The sequence below is a fragment of the Comamonas sp. F1-6 genome (genome assembly GCF_039581415.1).
Lineage (GTDB): Bacteria > Pseudomonadota > Gammaproteobacteria > Burkholderiales > Burkholderiaceae_C > Comamonas > Comamonas thiooxydans.
In genome coordinates this window covers 204,084-223,337 of record NZ_JBCPWN010000004.1, presented here as the reverse complement: position 1 = coordinate 223,337, position 19,254 = coordinate 204,084, and the positions used below count along the sequence as shown (strand labels likewise).

The 19,254-nt window shown below is 64.2% G+C and carries 17 protein-coding genes and 1 riboswitch; of the genes, 12 read left to right on the top strand and 5 right to left on the bottom strand.

The genetic code is table 11. The features are described 5' to 3' along the window. Positions 1 to 23 precede the first annotated feature (23 nt). The 7 genes from cobN (at position 24) to cobJ (ending at position 9,796) form a co-directional block, all read left to right on the top strand. Positions 24 to 3,860 carry a cobaltochelatase subunit CobN gene (cobN, locus tag AAIL66_RS06320; RefSeq protein WP_343496259.1) on the top strand — a complete coding sequence of 1,279 codons (3,837 nt, stop codon included), beginning with the start codon at positions 24 to 26 and terminating at the stop codon, positions 3,858 to 3,860. Next, positions 3,857 to 5,071 carry an ATP-binding protein gene (locus AAIL66_RS06315; protein WP_343496258.1) on the top strand — a complete coding sequence of 405 codons (1,215 nt, stop codon included), beginning with the start codon at positions 3,857 to 3,859 and terminating at the stop codon, positions 5,069 to 5,071. The genes cobN and AAIL66_RS06315 overlap by 4 nt, the downstream gene beginning before the upstream one ends. Before the next feature lie 44 nt (positions 5,072 to 5,115). Beyond that, positions 5,116 to 5,736 carry a VWA domain-containing protein gene (locus tag AAIL66_RS06310; RefSeq protein WP_343496257.1) on the top strand — a complete coding sequence of 207 codons (621 nt, stop codon included), beginning with the start codon at positions 5,116 to 5,118 and terminating at the stop codon, positions 5,734 to 5,736. Positions 5,737 to 5,908: 172 nt separating this feature from the next. Further along, positions 5,909 to 6,148, top strand: a riboswitch (cobalamin riboswitch). Positions 6,149 to 6,345: 197 nt separating this feature from the next. Continuing rightward, positions 6,346 to 7,617, top strand: coding sequence for a nitrite reductase (locus AAIL66_RS06305; RefSeq protein WP_343496256.1), 1,272 nt, complete (start codon positions 6,346 to 6,348; stop codon positions 7,615 to 7,617). Beyond that, positions 7,601 to 8,230 (top strand): precorrin-8X methylmutase, encoded by a 630-nt coding sequence (locus tag AAIL66_RS06300; protein WP_034351877.1) that lies wholly within the window; start codon positions 7,601 to 7,603, stop codon positions 8,228 to 8,230. Before AAIL66_RS06305 ends, AAIL66_RS06300 begins: the two co-directional genes overlap by 17 nt. An 11-nt stretch (positions 8,231 to 8,241) precedes the next feature. Then, the gene (gene cobI, locus AAIL66_RS06295; RefSeq protein WP_034351876.1) at positions 8,242 to 8,982 is read left to right on the top strand and encodes a precorrin-2 C(20)-methyltransferase; all 741 of its coding nucleotides are present in this window, start codon (positions 8,242 to 8,244) and stop codon (positions 8,980 to 8,982) included. Positions 8,983 to 9,007: 25 nt separating this feature from the next. Continuing rightward, positions 9,008 to 9,796, top strand: a complete 789-nt coding sequence (gene cobJ, locus AAIL66_RS06290) for a precorrin-3B C(17)-methyltransferase (RefSeq protein ID WP_034351875.1) — start codon at positions 9,008 to 9,010, stop codon at positions 9,794 to 9,796. A gap of 31 nt (positions 9,797 to 9,827) precedes the next feature. Here the strand turns inward: cobJ and AAIL66_RS06285 are convergent, their stop codons facing one another. Beyond that, positions 9,828 to 10,583 (bottom strand): cobalt-precorrin-6A reductase, encoded by a 756-nt coding sequence (locus AAIL66_RS06285; RefSeq protein WP_080745957.1) that lies wholly within the window; start codon positions 10,581 to 10,583, stop codon positions 9,828 to 9,830. Between AAIL66_RS06285 and cbiT the strand changes: the two genes are divergently transcribed. Genes cbiT through cobF form a run of 4 tightly spaced genes read left to right on the top strand, consistent with a single transcriptional unit; the run spans position 10,576 to position 13,761 of the window. Further along, the gene (gene cbiT, locus AAIL66_RS06280) at positions 10,576 to 11,772 is read left to right on the top strand and encodes a precorrin-6Y C5,15-methyltransferase (decarboxylating) subunit CbiT (RefSeq protein ID WP_034392409.1); all 1,197 of its coding nucleotides are present in this window, start codon (positions 10,576 to 10,578) and stop codon (positions 11,770 to 11,772) included. The two genes, AAIL66_RS06285 and cbiT, sit on opposite strands and share 8 nt — an antisense overlap. Then, complete coding sequence (locus AAIL66_RS06275; RefSeq protein ID WP_034407857.1) at positions 11,769 to 12,212, top strand: cobalamin biosynthesis protein; 444 nt, start codon at positions 11,769 to 11,771, stop codon at positions 12,210 to 12,212. The genes cbiT and AAIL66_RS06275 overlap by 4 nt, the downstream gene beginning before the upstream one ends. After that, on the top strand, positions 12,209 to 13,003 hold the full coding sequence (gene cobM, locus AAIL66_RS06270) for a precorrin-4 C(11)-methyltransferase (RefSeq protein WP_034392406.1): 795 nt from the start codon (positions 12,209 to 12,211) through the stop codon (positions 13,001 to 13,003). Before AAIL66_RS06275 ends, cobM begins: the two co-directional genes overlap by 4 nt. Further along, positions 13,003 to 13,761 (top strand): precorrin-6A synthase (deacetylating), encoded by a 759-nt coding sequence (gene cobF / locus AAIL66_RS06265; protein WP_343496255.1) that lies wholly within the window; start codon positions 13,003 to 13,005, stop codon positions 13,759 to 13,761. The genes cobM and cobF overlap by 1 nt, the downstream gene beginning before the upstream one ends. 118 nt (positions 13,762 to 13,879) lie before the next feature. Here cobF and AAIL66_RS06260 read toward each other — a convergent pair whose 3' ends face one another. The 4 genes from AAIL66_RS06260 to AAIL66_RS06245 form a co-directional block, all read right to left on the bottom strand. Then, on the bottom strand, positions 13,880 to 14,887 hold the full coding sequence (locus AAIL66_RS06260; RefSeq protein WP_012837973.1) for a LysR family transcriptional regulator: 1,008 nt from the start codon (positions 14,885 to 14,887) through the stop codon (positions 13,880 to 13,882). A 269-nt stretch (positions 14,888 to 15,156) separates the two neighbouring features. Then, positions 15,157 to 15,957, bottom strand: a complete 801-nt coding sequence (locus tag AAIL66_RS06255; protein WP_034351869.1) for an amino acid ABC transporter permease — start codon at positions 15,955 to 15,957, stop codon at positions 15,157 to 15,159. After that, positions 15,954 to 16,616, bottom strand: a complete 663-nt coding sequence (locus AAIL66_RS06250) for an amino acid ABC transporter permease (RefSeq protein WP_034392397.1) — start codon at positions 16,614 to 16,616, stop codon at positions 15,954 to 15,956. Before AAIL66_RS06250 ends, AAIL66_RS06255 begins: the two co-directional genes overlap by 4 nt. A 3-nt stretch (positions 16,617 to 16,619) precedes the next feature. Then, positions 16,620 to 17,522: a glutamate ABC transporter substrate-binding protein gene (locus tag AAIL66_RS06245; protein WP_034377483.1), complete on the bottom strand. Its 903-nt coding sequence runs from the start codon at positions 17,520 to 17,522 to the stop codon at positions 16,620 to 16,622. Between the two features lie 686 nt (positions 17,523 to 18,208). On the opposite strand from AAIL66_RS06245, the gene AAIL66_RS06240 reads away from it, so the two are divergent. Next, a complete protein-coding gene (locus AAIL66_RS06240) occupies positions 18,209 to 19,234 on the top strand; it encodes a tripartite tricarboxylate transporter substrate binding protein BugE (RefSeq protein WP_343496254.1) in 1,026 nt (341 codons plus the stop codon). Positions 19,235 to 19,254 lie beyond the last annotated feature (20 nt).

Genomic DNA, 19,254 nt, shown 5'->3' with positions numbered 1-19,254 from the left:
GGATAAAGCTATCTTTTTGAATCATGCACCTGCTCAGCTCCCGCCCCGGCGGCTTTGTCGAAGACGACAGCATCATCACCCGTCTGGACCAGACGCCTGCAGACATGGTGGTGCTCAGCTCTGCCGACACCACGCTGTCGCTGCTGGCCGATGCCTACCGGATGTGGCTGCAGGCCGAGCCCCGGGCCGCAGGGTCCACGCCCACGCTGCGCCTGGCCAACCTGCTGCATCTGCGCCAGAGCGCCTCGCTCGATCTGTATATCGACGAGGTGCTGCAGCATGCCAGGCTGGTCATCGTCGATCATCTGGGAGCCGAGTCCACCTGGCCCTACGGCATCGAGCAGCTGCAAAAGCTGGCGCGCCGCAAGGGCCAGAAGCTGGCCATGTTCTCGGGCGACAACCAGGAAGATCCCGAACTGCTGGCCAAAGGCACGCTGGAGCCCGAGCAAAGCCGTGCGCTGTGGCAATACCTGCGCGCCGGCGGCCTGGGCAATGCACGCGAGTTCCTGCACATGGCGGCAGCCTGGGGCCTGAACCAGGGCCGCGAGGGAGCGCCCGTGCGGGTGCTGCCCCCCGTCGCCGTGCATGTGCCTCAAGCCTGGCTGGCTGACGATGCAGGGCATCTTCCGGGCCTGGACGACCTGCAGGCACGCTGGACGCCCGGCGCCCCCGTGGCCATGCTGGTCTTCTACCGCTCGCATCTGCTGGCGGCCAATACCGAGGCCTTCGATGCCATGGCCGACGCCCTGCTCGAGCGCGGCCTGAACCCGCTGCCGCTGGCCCTGGAGTCGCTCAAGGACGGGCTGTGCCTGCAGACGCTGCGCTCCCTGTGCATCACCCACCAGGTGCAGATCATTCTCAACACCACGGCGTTTGCGGCCCTCGGAGAACATGCGCGCACCGGCGAGGCGGCCGACGCGCTGGCCGGCGACATTCCCGTGCTGCAGGTGATTGCCAGCGGCAGCAACCGCGAGGACTGGCTGGCCGACAGCCAGGGCCTGCGCCCGCGCGACATTGCCATGCAGGTGGTGCTGCCCGAGATGGACGGTCGCATCATGACGCGCGCCATGAGCTTCAAAGGCCTGGCCCATCGCTGCGAGCTGACGCAAACCGATGTGATCAGCTACCAGGCCGAGCCCGACCGCATTGCCTGGATTGCCGAGCTGGCCTGGCGCTGGTGCCAGCTGCGCAGCAAGCCTGCGGCTCAGAAGAAAGCCGCGCTGATACTGGCCAACTACCCGGGCAGCGAGGCACGCATGGGCAGCGGCGTGGGTCTCGATACGCCGGAATCCGTCATTGCCCTGCTGGATCAGCTGGCACGCGACGGCTGGCAACTGGGGGATGCTGCTGCGCGGCCCGACTCCGGCCTAGCACTGATGGGCCTGCTGCAACAAGGCATTGCCAATGACCCCAAAAAATGGCCGCTGCGTCCTGCAAGCCAGGGCTATTCGCTGCAGGCCTATCAACAGCGTCTGGCACAGCTGCCCAGCGATATGGCCCAGGCCATAGCCGAGCGCTGGGGAGCGCCCGAGCAGGACCCGATGCTGCGCGATGGCTGGTTCATGATTGCGGGCCTGCAGCTGGGCCATGTCTTTGTCGGCATACAGCCCGCACGTTCTCTCGACGGGCGCAATGACTACGCCAGCTACCACGACGCCGAGCTGGTGCCGCCCCATCACTATCTGGCGTTCTACTTCTGGCTGCGCGATGTCTTTGGCGTGGACGCCATGGTCCATGTGGGCAAGCATGGCAATCTGGAATGGCTGCCGGGCAAGAGCCTCGCGCTGTCGCAGCAATGCTGGCCCGATGCCATTCTCGGCCCGCTGCCGCATGTCTACCCCTTCATCGTCAACGACCCCGGCGAAGGGGCTCAGGCCAAGCGCCGCAGCCAGGCCGTCATCATCGACCATCTGATGCCGCCGCTCACGCGCGCCGAAAACCACGGCCCCATGCAGGAGCTGGAACGCCTGGTGGACGAATACTACGAAGCCCTGCTGGTCGATCTGCGCCGCTCCGGCATGCTGCGCAAGCAGATTCTGGACTGCGCCAGACAGCAGGATCTGCTGCGCGAACTCGGTCTCGAAGCGGCGGGCGCGCAGCCCGATGCCGACGAGCAGTTGCTGGAACGCATCGATGCCTATCTGTGCGAACTCAAGGAAACCCAGATCCGCGATGGCCTGCATATCTTCGGCAGCTCGCCACAGGGCCAGTTGCGCGAATCCACCCTGCTCTCGCTGGCGCGCTATCCCGGCAATGCCGGCAACGAGCAAGGCCTGCTCAATGCGCTGACAGCCGACCTGCTGCCGGCCATGGACTGGAACCCGCTGGACATGGATGCCGCCGCGCCCTGGAACGGCCCGCGCCCGGCCGCGCTGCAGCAGCAGGATGCCGGCACTTGGCGCCATGGCGGCGACACGCGCGAGCGGCTCGAGCTGCTGGCCCTGCAGGTCATTGCCAATCCCGCGCTGTCCCGCGACTGGCCGCACACACTACAAGTGCTGACGCGCATCGAGCAGCAAATTGCACCGTCACTGGATGCCTGCGGCCCGCAGGAACTGCTGCAGTTCTCGCAAGCACTGCAAGGACGCTTTGTGCCACCCGGCCCCAGCGGCTCACCCTCGCGCGGGCGCTGCGACACCTTGCCTACAGGGCGCAACTTCTACACCGTGGACACCCGTGCCATCCCCACCCAGACCGCCTGGGCGCTGGGGCAGCAGTCCGCGCAGCGCGTGCTGGAGCGTTATCTGCAGGAGCATGGCGAATATCCACAGGCCATCGGTCTTTCCGTCTGGGGAACAGCCACCATGCGTACCGGCGGTGACGATATCGCCCAGGCCTTTGCCCTGATCGGGGTTCGTCCCAAATGGGCGGCCGGCAGCCAGCGCGTGACCGACTTTGAAGTCATTCCCGCCGTGGGGCTGCGTCGCCCGCGTGTCGACGTGACCTTGCGCATCAGCGGCTTCTTCCGCGATGCCTTTCCCAATGTGGTGCAGATGTTCGATGCCGCGGTGCGTGCCGTGGCCGAGCTCGATGAGGACGCCGAGGACAACCCCATCCGCGCGCGCGTGCTGCGAGATACGCAGGCTGCCGTGGATCAGGGCCTGAGCGCCGACGCGGCCCGCGAACAGGCGTTGTGGCGCGTTTTCGGAGCGCCCACCGGCAGCTATGGTGCCAGCATGCATGAGATGCTGCGTAGCGGCCAGTGGACCGACGCGGGCGACTTTGCACGCCACTATCTGCACTGGGGAGCCTATGCCTACGGCCAGCAGGCCGATGGCGTGCCGGCCCGCGCCGCGCTGGAGCAGCGTCTGCAGACACTCGATGTGGTTCTACAGAACCAGGACAGCCGCGAGCATGACCTGCTGGACTCCAGCGAGTACTACCAGCATCAGGGCGGCATGGTGGCGGCCGTGCGGCACCTGGGCGGCAGCGACCCTGCCGTCTATCATGGCGACCACGGCAATCCTCAGTCTGCCAGGATTCGCTCCCTGGCCGAGGAGATAGGCCGTGTGGTACGCGCCCGCGTCACCAACCCCAAGTGGATTGCGGGCGCCATGCGCCACGGCTACAAGGGCGGCTTCGAGATGGCTGCCACGGTGGACTATCTGTTTGGCTTCGATGCCACCACCGCGCTGGTCTCGGACCAGCATTACGCCATGGTCACCCAGGCCTATGTCGAAAACGAGAGCGTGCGCCAGTTTCTGCGCCAGCACAATCCACAAGCACTGGGCGATATCGTCTCGCGCCTGCTGGAAGCCATAGACCGCGGCATGTGGGAGCAGCCCGGCGAACATCACCAGAGCCTGCTGACCCAGATGCTGGAGCACGAAGAATTCATGGAAGGACAGGTTTCCCAATGAGCCCCAACCACGATCCGGTACCCGTATTCCCACTCTCGGCGATACAGGGGCAGCCCACCCTGGTACAGGCCCTGCTGCTCGCCGCGATAGAGCCGCAGCTGGGCGGCGTGCTGATTCGAGGCCCGCGCGGCACGGCCAAGTCCACGGCGGCCCGCGCGCTGGCGGACCTGCTGACCCCTGCGCCCTTTGTCACCCTGCCGCTAGGCGCTTCCATCGAGCATGTGACCGGCAGTCTGGACCTGTCCAAGGCGCTCTCAGGCCACGAAGTGGGCTTCGCTCCGGGTCTGATTGCCAAGGCGCACGACGGCGTGCTCTATGTCGATGAAATCAATCTGCTGCCCGATGCCATCGTCGATGTGCTGCTTGACGTGGCGGCCTCCGGCATCAATCGCATAGAGCGCGACGGCATCTCGCACAGCCATGCCGCGCGCTTTGTGCTGATCGGCACCATGAACCCCGAAGAAGGCATGCTGCGGCCACAGCTGCTGGACCGACTGGGCCTTTGTGTGCAATTGGACAATGCTCAGGACCCGCAGCTGCGCAGCAGCATCGTCAAGGCAAGGCTGCGCTTTGATCAGGATCCCCAGGGCTTCGCCCGATCTCATGCAACCGGGCAGCAGGAGATTCGCCAAAGGCTGACGCTGGCCCGCAGCCGTTGCCGCAATGCCTCGGAGCTGACATGGAGCGATGCCGTCCACGAGGCCGTGGCCCTGCAGTGCATTGCCGCCCAGGTGGACGGACTGCGTGCCGACCTGGTCATGCTGCGTGCTGCACGCGCTCTGGCGGCCTGGCAAGGCAGTCAGAGCATCACGCCAGCACATGTGTCCGAAGTTGCGCCACTGGTGCTGCAGCATCGCGCCAGCCAGCCAGATCCGGGCAGCTCCAGCCAGCTGCGGCAGCCCCCCGCAGCCACGCCTTCCGCCCAGCCGTCGGCAACGCCCGCCACACCGTCAGGCGCGGGCAGCGCAGCCCGCACAGAGCCTGATACCCAGGCACCAGCCTCTCATTCACCGGCTACCCGCGAGCCCGGCGCCACCAGCTCCTTGCCTCAAAAGGCAGGCCCGAGCCTCGAACAGCCGCCTGCCGGCTGGGGACAGGCTCAAGCCGTGAGCAGCACCGCCTTCGATGCACAACAGGCCGATGCCATGGCACAGGCAGCCCTGGAGGCCCTGGCCGCAAAAAAAGCCCGAGCCTCCGGTCCGCTGCGCTGAGCGCCGGCCGGGGGCAAATCGGCTCCGAAAACCATGGCCTGGCCTTGGCCAGCCATGCCGCACCCGGCGTCCACAAGATGCCAGGGGCATCGATTGACTGGACAGCCACCCTGCGCCAGCGTCAGGGCCAGCCACTGGCACACGCACATCTGCGCTGGCGCCAGCCCGAGGGAGCTGTACGCAGGCAACACCTTTTTCTGCTGGACTGCTCGGCCTCCATGGTGGAGAGCGGCGCATTCGCCCAGGCCAAGGGCCTGCTGCTGCAGTGGCTGCGCCGGGCCTATCTGCAGCGCGAATCCGTGGCCCTGCTCTGCTTCGGCGCAGGCCAGCTGCACTGGCTGCTGGAGCCCACGCGGGCGCCACGCTGGAATGCCGATCTGATCGAGCCGCTACGCGGCGGAGGCGGCACGCCGTTGGCCCAGGCCCTGGAGGCGGGCTGGCAGATGACGGCCAGATACTCTCGGCAATCATCCTGCCTCTGGCTGATCAGCGACTTCCGCAGCCCCGATGTGCTGCAACTGGAGCGCGGCCCCATACCTGCCCTTGCGCAGATTCTGGTGGACTGTGAAACCGCTGCGGGCCAGAGCAAGCGTCTGTTTGGCGGAGCCGAACGGCTGGCAAAGGCCTGGCCGGATACTCTTCGACTACCGCTGAAATTCAACTAAAAATCGCCTCTACCGCTTAACAGGCAAGCGCTAACAGCTATCTATTTTGATAGTCAACTGACAGAGCATCGCGCCGCCCCCTGCCCGCCCTGTCAATATCCGGTCGCCGCACGGGCGGCAGGAAAGCGGCGGCCAGGCCGATGAATTGGGCCGTGTGCACCAGGTTATCGCGTAAGATCGCGCCACCACAGGTGCCTCATGGCGTGCTCTGCGCGCGGAGGTGAAACGAGAAGCAGGTGAATGGAGTTCCCACCAATCCTGCACTGCACCCGCAACGGTAATCAGAGATATGGAGATGCACGCTCTGGCCCACGGCCATGGCCGCCACTGCGAAAGCGGGAAGGCGCATCGACATGCCACCCTCAGGTGGGCTCTGTAAGTCCGGAGACCGGCCTGGTGTGTACAAGGCGCAGCGGGGTTGCATGTGGCTTGTGATATGCCAGCGCCTGCGTGCGGCTCATCACCTCTTCATTTCCCTCTGCACATTTTGTTTGTCTGGCCCGGGTATCGGCCAAACCGACCGTGGATGTCCTATGTTGCATGGAATTTGCCAGTCAGATTTGTCCCAGCGGGCCGGCCGTGCCCTGGCCTCGTCGCCTGGAGCAGAGCTTGCCTAGCCCTGAGCCCATCCAGATTCGTGGCTGGTGCCCCAGCACCTGGAAGCCCATGCTGGCACAGGACGGCTGGATCGTGCGCGTACGCCCTCGCTGTGCATCTCTAACCGCCGCTCAGTGGCTGGTACTGGCCGAACTCGCACGAACCCATGCCTCGGGCCAGATCGAGCTGACCCGCCTCGGCAATCTGCAATTGCGCGGCGTGCACGAATCGGCCCTGCCTGCCTTGCGCGCAGCGCTCGTTGTCTCGAGACTGGCCCCTGCCGATGAACAGGCAGATCTGGCGCCTGCCGTGCATTGCACTCCGTTCTATACAAGAGGAGATCGCACCCATGCACTGGCTCTGGCGCTTTCCGGTGCAGCGGCGCGTGACCTCAGTCCCCTGGCCCTGCAACAGCAGAGCATGCCGGCCCTGCCCGGCAAATTCGACATGCTGGTCGACGATCCGCAGTGTCATCTCCGAAGCCTGAGCTCCGACCTTCAGCTATGGGCCTGCGCCGATGGAGGCTATGGGCTTGTCCTGGGCCAATCGGAAGACTGGTATGGCTTTGAGACTGCACCGGCTGCCGTGCAGGCAGCCATACAGATTGCCCTGTGGTTTGCCCGTGAGCGCAGCTCGCAGGCGGCAGGCCGATTGCGCGGCCTTGCCAAGCCCATCGACCTTCAGGCCTGCGGACTCGCCAAGGCCAGTCATCACCTTGAGCCCCGGACTCTGGACAGGAACGCTGCCAGGTCGTTGCGGCCCGGAGCGCCCAACCTCCACGGCCTGCTGCTCGGCGCCCCGTTGGGACGCCTGGACGCATGGGCCATACAGAAGCTGGCGGCTCTCATGCCCGAACAAGCGGAGATCCGGGTCACGCCCTGGAAATCCTTGCTTCTTCCGAACAAGCACCTGGATTCACTGCCTGCCCGGCTCGATGCCAGGGACTGGATCAGCCAGTCCGCGGATGTGCGCCTGCGAGTCTCGGCCTGCACCGGCGCCCCCAACTGCCCTCAGGCCCATATCCCGGCCCAGCCCATGGCCTTGCAATTCGCCAGCTCACAGGCGGCGGACCGGCATCTTCATATCAGCGGCTGCGCCAAGCTCTGTGCCCTGCCTGCCGATGCGACAAGTGTGGTGTTTGCCAGCCAGGACACAACGGGCCAGATATGGCTGCACGCCAGCCCCGCCGAAGCGCAACCGTCAGCCAGGGCATCCATTCCCTATCGGCCTCTGAACTCCGATCCTCACGATATACAGCAACAACTCAATGACCTACAACTATGAAAAGTGCGGTGAAGAGATTTACCGGCAATCCTTCAGCATCATCCGCCGAGAGGCCGATCTCAAGCGCTTCAACCCCGTGGAAGAGCGGGTCGCCTGCCGCATGATTCACGCAGCCGGCATGGTGGAGCTGGCCGCACATATCCATTTCTCCCCGACCTTTGCCGAAGCGGCGGAAGCCGCACTGCAGCGCGGAGCACCCGTGCTCTGCGATGCACGCATGGTCAGCGAGGGCATCACGCGCAAGCGCCTGTCGGCCCAGAACCCCATCATCTGCACCCTGCAGGACCCGCGTGTGCCAGCGCTTGCAGCCGACATGGGCAACACCCGCAGCGCCGCAGCACTGGAGCTGTGGCGCGAGCATCTGGACGGCGCCGTGGTCGCCATCGGCAATGCGCCGACAGCCCTGTTTCATCTGCTCCATATGCTGCAGGACCCGGACTGCCCGCGCCCGGCGGCCATCGTCGGCTGCCCGGTCGGCTTTGTGGGAGCTGCGGAGTCCAAGGACGCTCTGCGCGAATGGGGACAGATTCCGTTTGCCATCGTGCAAGGACGCCTCGGTGGCTCCGCCATCACGGTTGCCGCCATCAACGCGCTGGCAACCACGGTGGAGTAGGAGGAGTCACCATGAATCACGGAAAAATCTTCTGCGTGGGACTGGGTCCCGGCGATCCCGACATGATGAGCGTGAAGGCCGACCGCCTGCTGAGAAACGCCCGTCATGTGGCCTACTTCCGCAAACGCGGTCACCCGGGCAAGGCGCGGCAACTGGTCAACGGCCTGCTGCATGCCGAGGTTACGGAGTACCCGATGGAGTACCCGCTGACCACGGAGATTCCGCACGACGACCCGCGCTACATCGCCCAGCTGTCCAGCTTCTATCAGGACTGGCAGTCCCGGCTGACTCAGCTCACACGCAGCGAGGATGTGATCGTGCTTTGCGAAGGCGATCCGTTCTTCTACGGCTCCTTCATGCACCTCTATGTGCGTCTGCGCCAGGCGGAACAGGTGACCGTGGAAGTGCTGCCCGGCATACCCGGCATGGTGGGCTGCTGGCATGCCACCGGCATTCCCATGACCTGGGGTGACGATGTGATGAGCGTGCTGCCCGCGACCCTGCCCGATACGCCGCTGCGCGAGCATATGGCGCGCTCGGATGCGCTGGTCATCATGAAGGTGGGACGGCATCTGGGCCGCATCCGTACGCTGCTGAGCGAGCAAGGCAAGCTGGAGCGAGCCTGGCTGGTCATCAACGGCACCATGAGCGATCAGCAGGTCATGCCGCTGCGCGACGCACCCGAGCGCTGCCCCTATTTCGCCATCATCGTCGTGCACGGCCAGGGCCGCCGCCCGGCAAACGACATGTGAATGCGCTGTCATGAGCACGACCACAATGCCTCCACAACTCTTGGTGCTGGGCCTGGGCCCGGGCGATGATGCGCTGCTGACGCAGCAGGTGCGCGACAGCATCGCCAGCGCAAGCGATGCATTCGGCTACTTTCCCTATGTGGAGCGGCTGCAGGGTCTGGAACATCTGCAGCTGCATGCCAGCGACAACCGTGAGGAGCTGGAGCGTGCGCGCAACGCCTTGAATCTTGCAGCCCAGGGCCGCAAGGTGCTGATGCTCTCGTCGGGTGACCCGGGCGTTTTCGCCATGGCCAGTGCCGTGTTCGAGACGCTGGAGCAGGCCAGCCCCGAGGAGCATGCCCGCTGGCAAGGCGTGGACGTGCAGGTGCAGCCGGGCATCACCGCCATGCTGGCCGCGGCAGCGCGCCTGGGCGCCCCCTTGGGACATGACTTCTGCACCATCAATCTGTCTGACAACCTCAAGCCCGCCAGCATCATCGAGCGCCGCATCCGTCTGGCCGCCCAGGCCGATTTCGCCATGGCGTTCTACAACCCCTGCTCCCGATCACGCCCGCAAGGCTTTTCCCGAGCACTGCAGGTGCTGCAGCAGGAATGCGAGCCCGAGCGCCTGATCTGCTTTGCCCGCAACGTCAGCCGCCCCGATGAAACGCTGCGGGTCGTGCGGCTGCTGGACGCACAAGCCGACATGGCCGATATGCGCACGGTGGTGATTGTGGGCAACAGCCAGACCAGGCAGGTGGGCAAGCATGTCTATACCCCGCGCAGCTATAAGGCCGCCAGCAGCGCTACCTCTGCCGTGACAGACCATGCCTGAGCGCACGCAAGGCCTTGCCGGGCACAAGTGCTCAGCAGCGCTGCCGGCGCAACCACTCCATGGCCTGCTGCGGGCTTTGGCACTGGGTGCGCGGCGCCAGCACCGGCCTGTCGACCATGATGACCGGAATACCCAGCTGCCGCGCGGCCTCGATCTTGGCATAGGTATCTGCACCACCGGCGTTCTTGCTGACGATGCAGTCGATGCGGTACTGCCCGAGCAGCGCCAGTTCGTCGGCGAGCCGAAACGGACCGCGCGCAACGATCAGCTCATAGCTGGATGCCGGCAGGGGCAGGGCACCGCCCTCCTGGTCGATGACGCGCAGCACAAACTGGTGCTCGTCGGCCAGGCCTGCAAACGCCGCCAGCTGCTTGCGTCCTATGGCCAGAAACACTCGCTTCAAAGACCGACTCAAGGCCTGTGCGGCAGCCGCCATATCGGGCACATGTTGCCATTGGTCGCCGGGCTGCGCCTGCCAGGCTGGCCGCTCCATGGACAGCAAGGGCAGATTCAGTTGGGCGCAGGCCGCGATGGCATGGGCACTCATCTGTGCGGCGAATGGGTGGGTGGCGTCGATGACATGGGTGATGTGATGCGCACTCAGGTAATCGACCAGCCCCTGCACACCGCCAAAGCCGCCCACACGCACAGGCAAGGCCGGAGTACGGCGCGTCTGGGTGGCCCCGGCATAGGAATAGATGGCCTGCACCCCGGCCTCATGCAGCAGCGTGGACAAGATATAGGCATCGAAAGTGCCGCCTAACAGGAGAACTTGGGTCATGGCCAATCCGTGGCTTTCAATTATCGGAATTCATCCATCAGGGCTGGAAGGCCTGAGCCTTGCAGCGCGACGAGCCCTGGATGATGCCAGTGTTGTGTTCGGTAGTCCGCGTCATTTGGCGCTGGCACAGGCAGGGATGCGTGGCAGGGCCTGGCCCGTGCCCTTCAGCGTCGAGCCCGTGCTGCAGCTGCGTGGACAGCAAGGCGTGGCCGTGCTGGTGTCCGGCGATCCGTTTCACTTCGGTGCCGGGGCATCGCTGGCCAGGCACCTGGAGTTGGGCGAGTGGCGCAATTACCCTCAACCCTCGACATTTTCCTGGGTTGCAGGCGAGCTGGGCTGGTCCCAGGAGCGCACCCACTGCCTGGGCCTGCATGCCCGCAGCCTGAGCAGCCTGACGCCTCTGCTGGCGCCTCAAGAGCGCTTTATCTGCCTGTTGCGCGATGGCCCGGCCGCTCACACTCTGGCTCAATGGCTGCTGCAGCAGGGCTGGGGCGACAGCCCTCTGTGGCTGGTGGAGCAGGCAGGCAGCGATCAGCAGGACATTCGCAGCGGCACGGTGCGCGAGCTGGCCGCCCTGCTGGCAACCCAGCCGGCCAAGGCCCCTGTGACTGCGGCTTTCGAAGCGCGCGGCGATAAAGGTCTGTCCCGGGTACCAGGCAGACCCATCGATGAGTTTGCACACGACGGGCAGATCACCAAAAGCCCGGTGCGCGCCATGACGCTGGCTGCGCTGGCTCCGCGCCAGGGCGAGTGGCTCTGGGATCTGGGTGCGGGTTCGGGCTCGGTCGCCGTCGAGTGGTGTCTGGCTGGCGGACAGGCTATCTGCGTGGAGCAGCATGCCGCGCGTGCGGCCAATATTGCGCAGAACGCGCAGCGCTATGCGGCAGCGCTCGAAGTGGTTCATGACCATGCCCTGGCAGCCCTGCCCCGTCTGCAGCCAGAGCCGCAGGCCGTCTTTGTCGGCGGCGGCTTCAGCGCGGAGCTGTTCAATGCCCTGTGCATGCGTCTTTCCGGGCCTTGGCGCCTCGTGGTGAATGCCGTGGCGCTGCACACCCAGGCACTGCTGCTGGAGCTGCACCGCACGCATGGCGGCCAGCTGTATCAGTTGCAATGGAGCGAAGCTCAGAGCCTGGGCAGCATGCATTCCTGGTCCCCAGCCCGCCCCCTGGTGCAGTGGGTCTGGAGCAGCCAATGAGATATCTGTTCGCAGGCTGGGGCTTTCAAGCTGGTGCTCTGCCTCAATCATTCGAAAGCTGCTGGACCCAGGCCTGCCAGAGACTTGGGGGCGCGGACTCAGCGCCCTGCCGCTGGACCTTTGCCCTGCTGGCCACCAGGAGCCAGACATCAGCGGCGCGCGCCCTGCAGGATTGGGCCAGCCAGATTCCTGGCCATATCGACTGGAAGACCTGTGCCGAAAGCGCGATTGCGCATATCGCCACACCATCCCATTCCGCAAGATTGCAGCAGCGCTTTGCCACGGGCAGCGTTGCAGAAGCCCTGGCCCTGCATGCCGGCGCAGTCCTGGCCCATAGCCGGCTGCTGGTGCTGCGCACCGTTTCGGCAGACAGACGTGCGACGCTGGCGATTGCCGGCTTGCCGCTGCCCACACCATTTATCCCTGGAGTTTTGCCTTGACCGTTCATTTCATCGGAGCCGGCCCCGGTGCGGCCGACCTCATCACCGTTCGCGGGCGTGATCTGCTGGCCGCCTCACCTGTGTGCCTGTACGCAGGCTCGCTGGTACCCAGCGAGCTGCTGGCGCACTGCCCTGCAGGTGCCCGTCTCGTCAACACCGCCCCCATGTCGCTGGAAGACATCGTGGCCGAAATCCAGACCGCACACGAACAAGGGCTGGATGTTGCCCGCCTGCATTCCGGCGACCTGAGCATCTGGTCTGCCATGGGTGAGCAGTTGCGCGCCTTGCGCGAGCTGAACATCCCCTACACCGTCACTCCCGGCGTCCCCGCTTTCAGTGCCGCAGCCGCTGCGCTGGAAGCCGAGTTGACACTGCCCGGCTCCTGCCAATCGGTGGTACTAACACGCACCTCGGGCCGGGCGTCGAGCATGCCCGACGGCGAGACCCTGGCCGCCTTCGCGGCGACCGGCGCCGTACTGGCGATTCATCTGTCGGTCCACGTGGCCGAGCAGGTGCAGCAGGAGCTCACCAGCCATTACGGCGCAGACTGCCCTGCAGCCATTGTCTGGCGCGCCTCATGGCCGGACGAGCAAGTGCTGCGCACCCGCGTGGGAGATATCGCCAGCGCCGCCCAATCCAATCCGCTGCAGCGCAGCGCACTGATTCTGGTCGGGGCCACCCTGAATCAGCAGGATTTCGGCAACAGCCGACTCTATGCCAATGACTACGATCGCCGCTACCGGCCGCGCGGCGACGAACCGCGCTTCCCTCGCGGAACCGAGGGCGCCTGATGCTGGAGCTGTTCCTGATCGGCATCGGCACCGGCAACCCCGATCACCTCACCCGGGAAGCAGAGAAAGCAATTCGCAGCGCCGACCTGGTTCTGTTGCCACACAAGGAGGACAGCAAGGCCGAGCTGGCCCAGGTCCGCCTGTCGCTGCTGCAAAGCCTGGCCGTGGAAGAGAGCCGAATTGCTCACTTCGACATGCCGCAACGCCGCCAGCAGGGATCGGACTACGACCAGCAAGTGGACGAATGGCATGAGGCCATTGCCCGGCGCTGGCAAGCCAGTCTTCAGGACCATCTCCCTGCCCGTTCGGGACGCGTGGCCCTGCTTGTCTGGGGCGACCCGGCCCTCTACGACAGCACGCTGCGCATTGCCTCGCGTCTGGGCCTGGCCCGCGAACAGGTATGCGTCGTGCCTGGCATCACATCCATGCAGGTGCTGTGCAGCGCCCACGGCATTGCCCTCAATGAAATCGGCGAGTCCTTTCTGATCACCACCGGTCGCCAGCTGCGTGAAAACGGCTGGCCATCCGGGGTGAACACCCTGGTCGTGATGCTGGATGGTCAACGCAGCTATGAACAGCTGAAAGACACCGATGTCGACATCTACTGGGGTGCCTATCTGGGCATGCCCCAGCAATTGCTCATGCATGGCCGGCTTTGCGACATCGCGCCAGACATCACCAGCAGGCGCGCCCAGGCCCGCGAACAAAATGGCTGGATCATGGACATCTACCTGCTGCGCAGGGTCGCGGCCCCCTGACCCAAGGTCGCCCAGGCGCATCCGTCGCCCGGCAGGCACACCGGATCACCGTGCGGTGTGCTTCACCTCATCAAGGACTCGATGACTCGGGGTGTTCAGCTTGCCTGCCGATGCCAGCCTATGCGGACGCCGGTACCGCTGCATGAGGCAGCTCGAGCCGATGCCAGAGTCTGAGCATCTCCTGCAGCAGCGCTGGCGCATGGTCTGTGCGATACACCGCGCCCAACGGTGGCAAACCGCCCTCCATACGCACATCCAGCGCACGCACACGCCCCTGGGAACGCAGTCCCGGCAGAATGCTGCGGGGCACCAGCGATACGGCCCCAGGCTGGGTGAGCAGGCCCTCAAGCACGGGCAGCGACACAGTGGAGGCCGGAAACCAGGAGGCATCCTCCAGCACGGGCAGCACCTCGGTCTCCACGATATTGCGCACCGCGATGCCAAAGCTCGGCAGCACCCAGCGCGCCCCCCTCAAGGCAGGCAGCGGCACATCGCGCCGCCCGACCAGCGGATGATCAGCATCCGCAATCACCACGGCAGCATCCAGCAGCAGCGGCTCGAAGGAAAACTCCACCGGCAAAAGCTGGGGCTGGCGACAGAACACCACATCGAGACCGGAAGCCATGAGCTGCGACAGCAAAGGGGCGCTGGCATCCTCATGCACATCCACATAGACCTGCGGGTGTGCCTCGTAAAAGCGTGGCAGCAGCTGTGAGAGCACCGAAAGCGCAGCTGCCGGAATAGCCCCGAGGCGTAACGCTGCCGAAGCCCCGCGACGGATGGAGGCCAGCGATTCGGACACTTCCTGCAATCCCACCAGCATGCCGCGTGCCGCATCGATCAAGGCCTGGCCTGCCACTGTGGGCCGCATGCCGCGTGCATGGCGCTCGAACAGCTTGATATCCAGCACCCGCTCCAGCTCGGCCAGGGCCTGGGTAGCCGCTGACTGGCTCATGCTCAGCTCCACTGCCGCCTGCATGACCGAGCCGCATTGCTGCAAAGCCAGCAAAAGCTGCAACTGACGCAGCCGTACCTGCTTGACCATACGGGAAAAGAGCAAGCGGCCCTCGGGGCTTGCAGCCCCTGCTCCGGCCTGTATCTGAGAAAAAGAAGAGTCTGCAGCCATGATTTCAACGGATGTCGATCGCTTCCACAAAGTTCGTTCCAGCCTCTCGCCAACGCCGGCACCGAACACCGCCGGTGTTCGAGAGCGAGCCGCTCGCATCGAGCACCGAAGTGAGCATGATTCGGATGGTTTGCACGCATCCGACTATGCATTCACTCCCGCTTGAACGGTCGGAGGAAACGCCGCGACACCGCATTGTCATGCAATTGCCCCGTGTGCTGATGACAGAGCGCCGTACCAGCCGCCCGCGCCCCCCCCCCCGAGAGCGGTCAATGCATGGGCCTACCCAGTCGCTGGCTCGCCTTTGAAATCGCATAGTTCACAAGGCAGTAAAGCGCCGCCACGACCAGGTACACAGGCACCAGCGAGTGGTAGTTCGCTATCAGCACCTTGGCGTTCTGCATGAGCTCACCATAAGTGACGACATAGCCGAAGGTGGTGTCCTTGACCACAATGACCAGTTGCGCAACCAGTGCCGGAACGATGTAGCGAAGGGCCTGAGGAAAAACGACGAAGAAAAAGACCTGGACTTCGGTCAAACCCAGGCTTCGCGCGGCGTCAGTCTGGCCGCGCGGAACGGCGAGCACGCCCGCGCGGTATACCTCGGCAACCACGGCTGCGGTACTCAGGCCTATGGGCAAGGTCAGCATCCAATAGGTGCTCAGCTTGATCCCGACCGATGGCAGCACCAGAAAGCAGACATAGATGAGCAGCAGCGTCGGCGTGCCGCGCAGGAACTCAATGACAGCAATGCTGGGCCAACGCATCAGCCTCAGCCGCGACAGCCGCCCCAGCAGCAGCACCAGCCCGAGGGCCAGAGCAATGACGGCGGCCATCGCCGACGATGCCAGCGTGCCGAGCAGACCTTTGGCAAGAAAGCTCCAGGTCGTCGGCCAGGCAAAGAATTCCCAATACGGGGCATCGAGCTGCCCTGCCGAATGGAAGCGGAACACGATGGCCACCGCCAGCAAAAGCAGCACGGCTGCGGCGATCGCGCTCACAGCGTTGGTGACGGCCCGGGCCTGGGGGCCTGGTGCAGCAAACAGAATATCCTCCAGAGAGCGGCTCATCGCAGTATCCGTACTTTCTTTTCCAGAGCTGCGCCGGCCCAGGCGATGAGCAGGCCTGTCACCACATACATGGTGGCAGCCACTGCGAACGCGGCAATGCCGAGCGCCGAGTCGTTGGCGATCTTGGATACGAGCGCGGTGAGCTCCCGGCCTGGAAACGGCAACTGCGACGCCAGAGAGGTCGACAACATCAATGCAATCAGCAGCGAAGTCATCGGCTGCACCACCGAACGCATCGCCTGCGGCAAGACCACGGCAGACACAATCTGCAGCGGCCGCATGCCCAGGCTGAGCGCAGCCTCAATCTGGCTGCCGGGAATGGTGTTGATACCCGAGCGCAGGTAGTCCGCCGTGAATGCGGAGCAGACCAGCGTCAGCGTCAGTATCACGCTAGGCTCATAGTCGATCACGATGTTGAGATCGGGTAGCGCGAAAACGATGAAGATCAGCAGCGCTACGCTGGGAATATTGCGGAAGATCTCGACGTAGACGGTCAGTGCCATGCGCAGCGGCGGCAATGGCATAAGCCTAAGCACCGCGACGACCGTACCCAGCATGACCCCGGGCACAAAGGACACCACCGTGAGCTTCCATGTCAGCAAGAGGGCCTGCCAGAAGGCAGGCCCATAATCGGCCAGGAGCCTGGAAACCTCACCCATTGTTCAAGGCAGAGCGGGCGGCGTCGGAACAGTCGTGCTACCGGTACGCTGCCCTATGGAGATAGTCCAGAGTTTGGCCCAGGTACCATCAGCCTCCAGCTTCTTCAGGAAGGCATTGATGAATGCTACGCCGTCCGAGCCCTTGGGCAGTCCAACGCCATAGGGGTCCTGCGCGCCGAATGGCGCACCCGCGAGCCGCGCGTTGCTGGTGCCAAGGCTCAGAGCGTTGAGCAGCAGCGTGTAATCGGTCACGTAGGCATCCACGCGGCCCTGACGCAGTGCATCGAGGGCTTCCTGATGTGTCTGAAACTCTTGCACGACAGCCTTGGGGGCATACTGAGCCAATATCGCAGGCCCCGTGGAGCCCGCTTGCGTGGCCACCTTCTTGCCGCCCAGGTCGTTGTAAGACTGAACCGTCTTGTTGTTCGACTTGACCAGTACGCCGGACTGCGATGTGTAGTAAGGGCCGGCAAACGAGATCTTCTCGGCGCGAGCAGGAGTGATGGAGTAGGTGGCGAAGACCATGTCCACCTGATTATTGACAAGCACCTGCTCGCGCGTGGACGAGGTCACCTGCGTGAACTGGTACTTGGCGGCATCGCCCAGAATGTAGCGAGTGATGAGCTGGGCCAGACCCAGGTCAAAGCCACGGATCTTGCCGTCTTTCTCATTGAGCAGCGAGAAAAGATTCGAGGTTTGCGTGCTGCCGAGGCGCAGCGTGCCAGCCTGTTTGATCTTGCTGGCCCAGGTGCTCGATGCGATGGTCGCCGCATCGGCCACAGGCCCCTGCGCAACCAGAGCGTCATAGGCCGCTGCATTGATGGGGGTGCCCTGTGCGAAAAGCGACCCACCGGTCACGATCGTCAGCGCCACCACGGTGGATTTCAGAATGGATTTGATCGACATGCGGTCTTCTTGGATGGTCTGCGACGCGAATCAATATAAAGCAGCATTTGGAATGCGCGAGCCGCTCGTCCGAGCGTAGCCACCATTGTGCACACAATACAGCCCTTGTGCCCCAACAGGGCACGACGCCGCCAACAGTCCCAGGCCTTGCCTAGCACTCATTCGAGAGACTGACCCGGCCGGCGTCCGGCTATGAATACTAGCAAGCAGTCTGAACTCAAGCTCGATGCGATTGCTGATGCCCAAGCCGGCCAAGCAGCGCCTGCCGCAGGCAAGGCAATATTGCCGCCGCTAGATCACACCGCCAAGGCAACCTGCTGAGAACACCTCGACGGCAGCTTTCAAGCCATCAACTTGAGAAATCAAAACCTCGCTGTCGCCGCGCGTGACCAAATACACACGACCCCTAAACAGATCCAGCGATATTGAGCGGTATCTCTGTCCCTGGCACTGTCCATAGCGAACATGATCAATGATCGCAAGAAATACAAGGGTTTTTACTAGAAGCCATCCAGCCCCACAGAGAGCGGCGCACCCAAGGTATCGACAAAGCTTATAGCTAGCAGCAAATAACATGTACTGCCAAGGCTCCGGAATTTCTATATTTCATTTCCATGACGGCAGAAATTCGTGAACAGCACTGATGGTGTAGGCACGCATCGGCCGATATCTTTCAGGAGCCCTCCATGCCCATCTCTTCACGCACTCGCGGCTGCACAAATGGCCTCAATCGCAGCGTCGGCCTGCTCTCGCTGGCGGTTGCCAGCTCCTTGTGGACCCTGGCCGCACCGCAGGCGCTGGCCGCTGACGCCTATCCAAGCAAGCCTGTCAAGCTCATCGTGCCTTTTGCCGCCGGCGGCTCCACCGACATCGTGGCCCGCGTGATTGCCGAAGGCATGCGCACCACGCTGGGGCAACCGGTGATCGTGGACAACAAGGGCGGCGCCGGGGGTCTGATCGGCAGCGAGGCCATCGCCCAGGCAGCTCCAGACGGCTACAGCATTGGCATGGCTACCGTGAGCACAGCCACCATCAACCCCCTGCTCTACAAACGCGCCAGCAAGATTGAAGGCAAGCTGCTGCCGGTGGCCAATCTGGTGACCATGCCGTCGGTCTATATGGCCCACCCCAAGATGGGCGTGAGCAACTTCAAGGACTTTCTCGCCAAGGTCAAGGCCCAGCCCGGCACCTACAGTGCCGGAGTGCCGGGCCTGGGAACGCTGGGACACCTGATGGTTGCCTCGTTCAACGAAACCATGAAGACCCAGATCCAGATCGTGCCCTATCGCGGCAACGGCCCTGCACTCAATGACGCCTTGGCCGGCATGGTTCAGATCATGACCGACCAGTTGCCCTCGGCAATGCCACAGATCAAGGGCGGCAAGCTGCTGCCTGTGGTGGTCGCCTCACATGGTCGCTCGCCCGACCTGCCCAATGTGCCGACCTTCAAGGAACTGGGCTACGACGAACTCAACGAACTGGGTATCAGCTGGTTCGGTCTGGTCGTCCCCAGCAACACGCCGGCCCCCATCGTGAAGCAGTTGCAGGATGCGGCTGTCAAAGCCGTCCACCTGCCCGAGGTGCAAAAGCATCTGAAGAATCTGGGCGCTACGGCGACCGAGGCAGCGCCCTCCCAGTTCCCGGCCCAGATCGCCGCCGAACTCAAGCGCAACAAGGCCCTGCTCGACAAGGCCGGCGTCAGGCCCGAATAAGAGCCCGCCCTGCAGCCGGC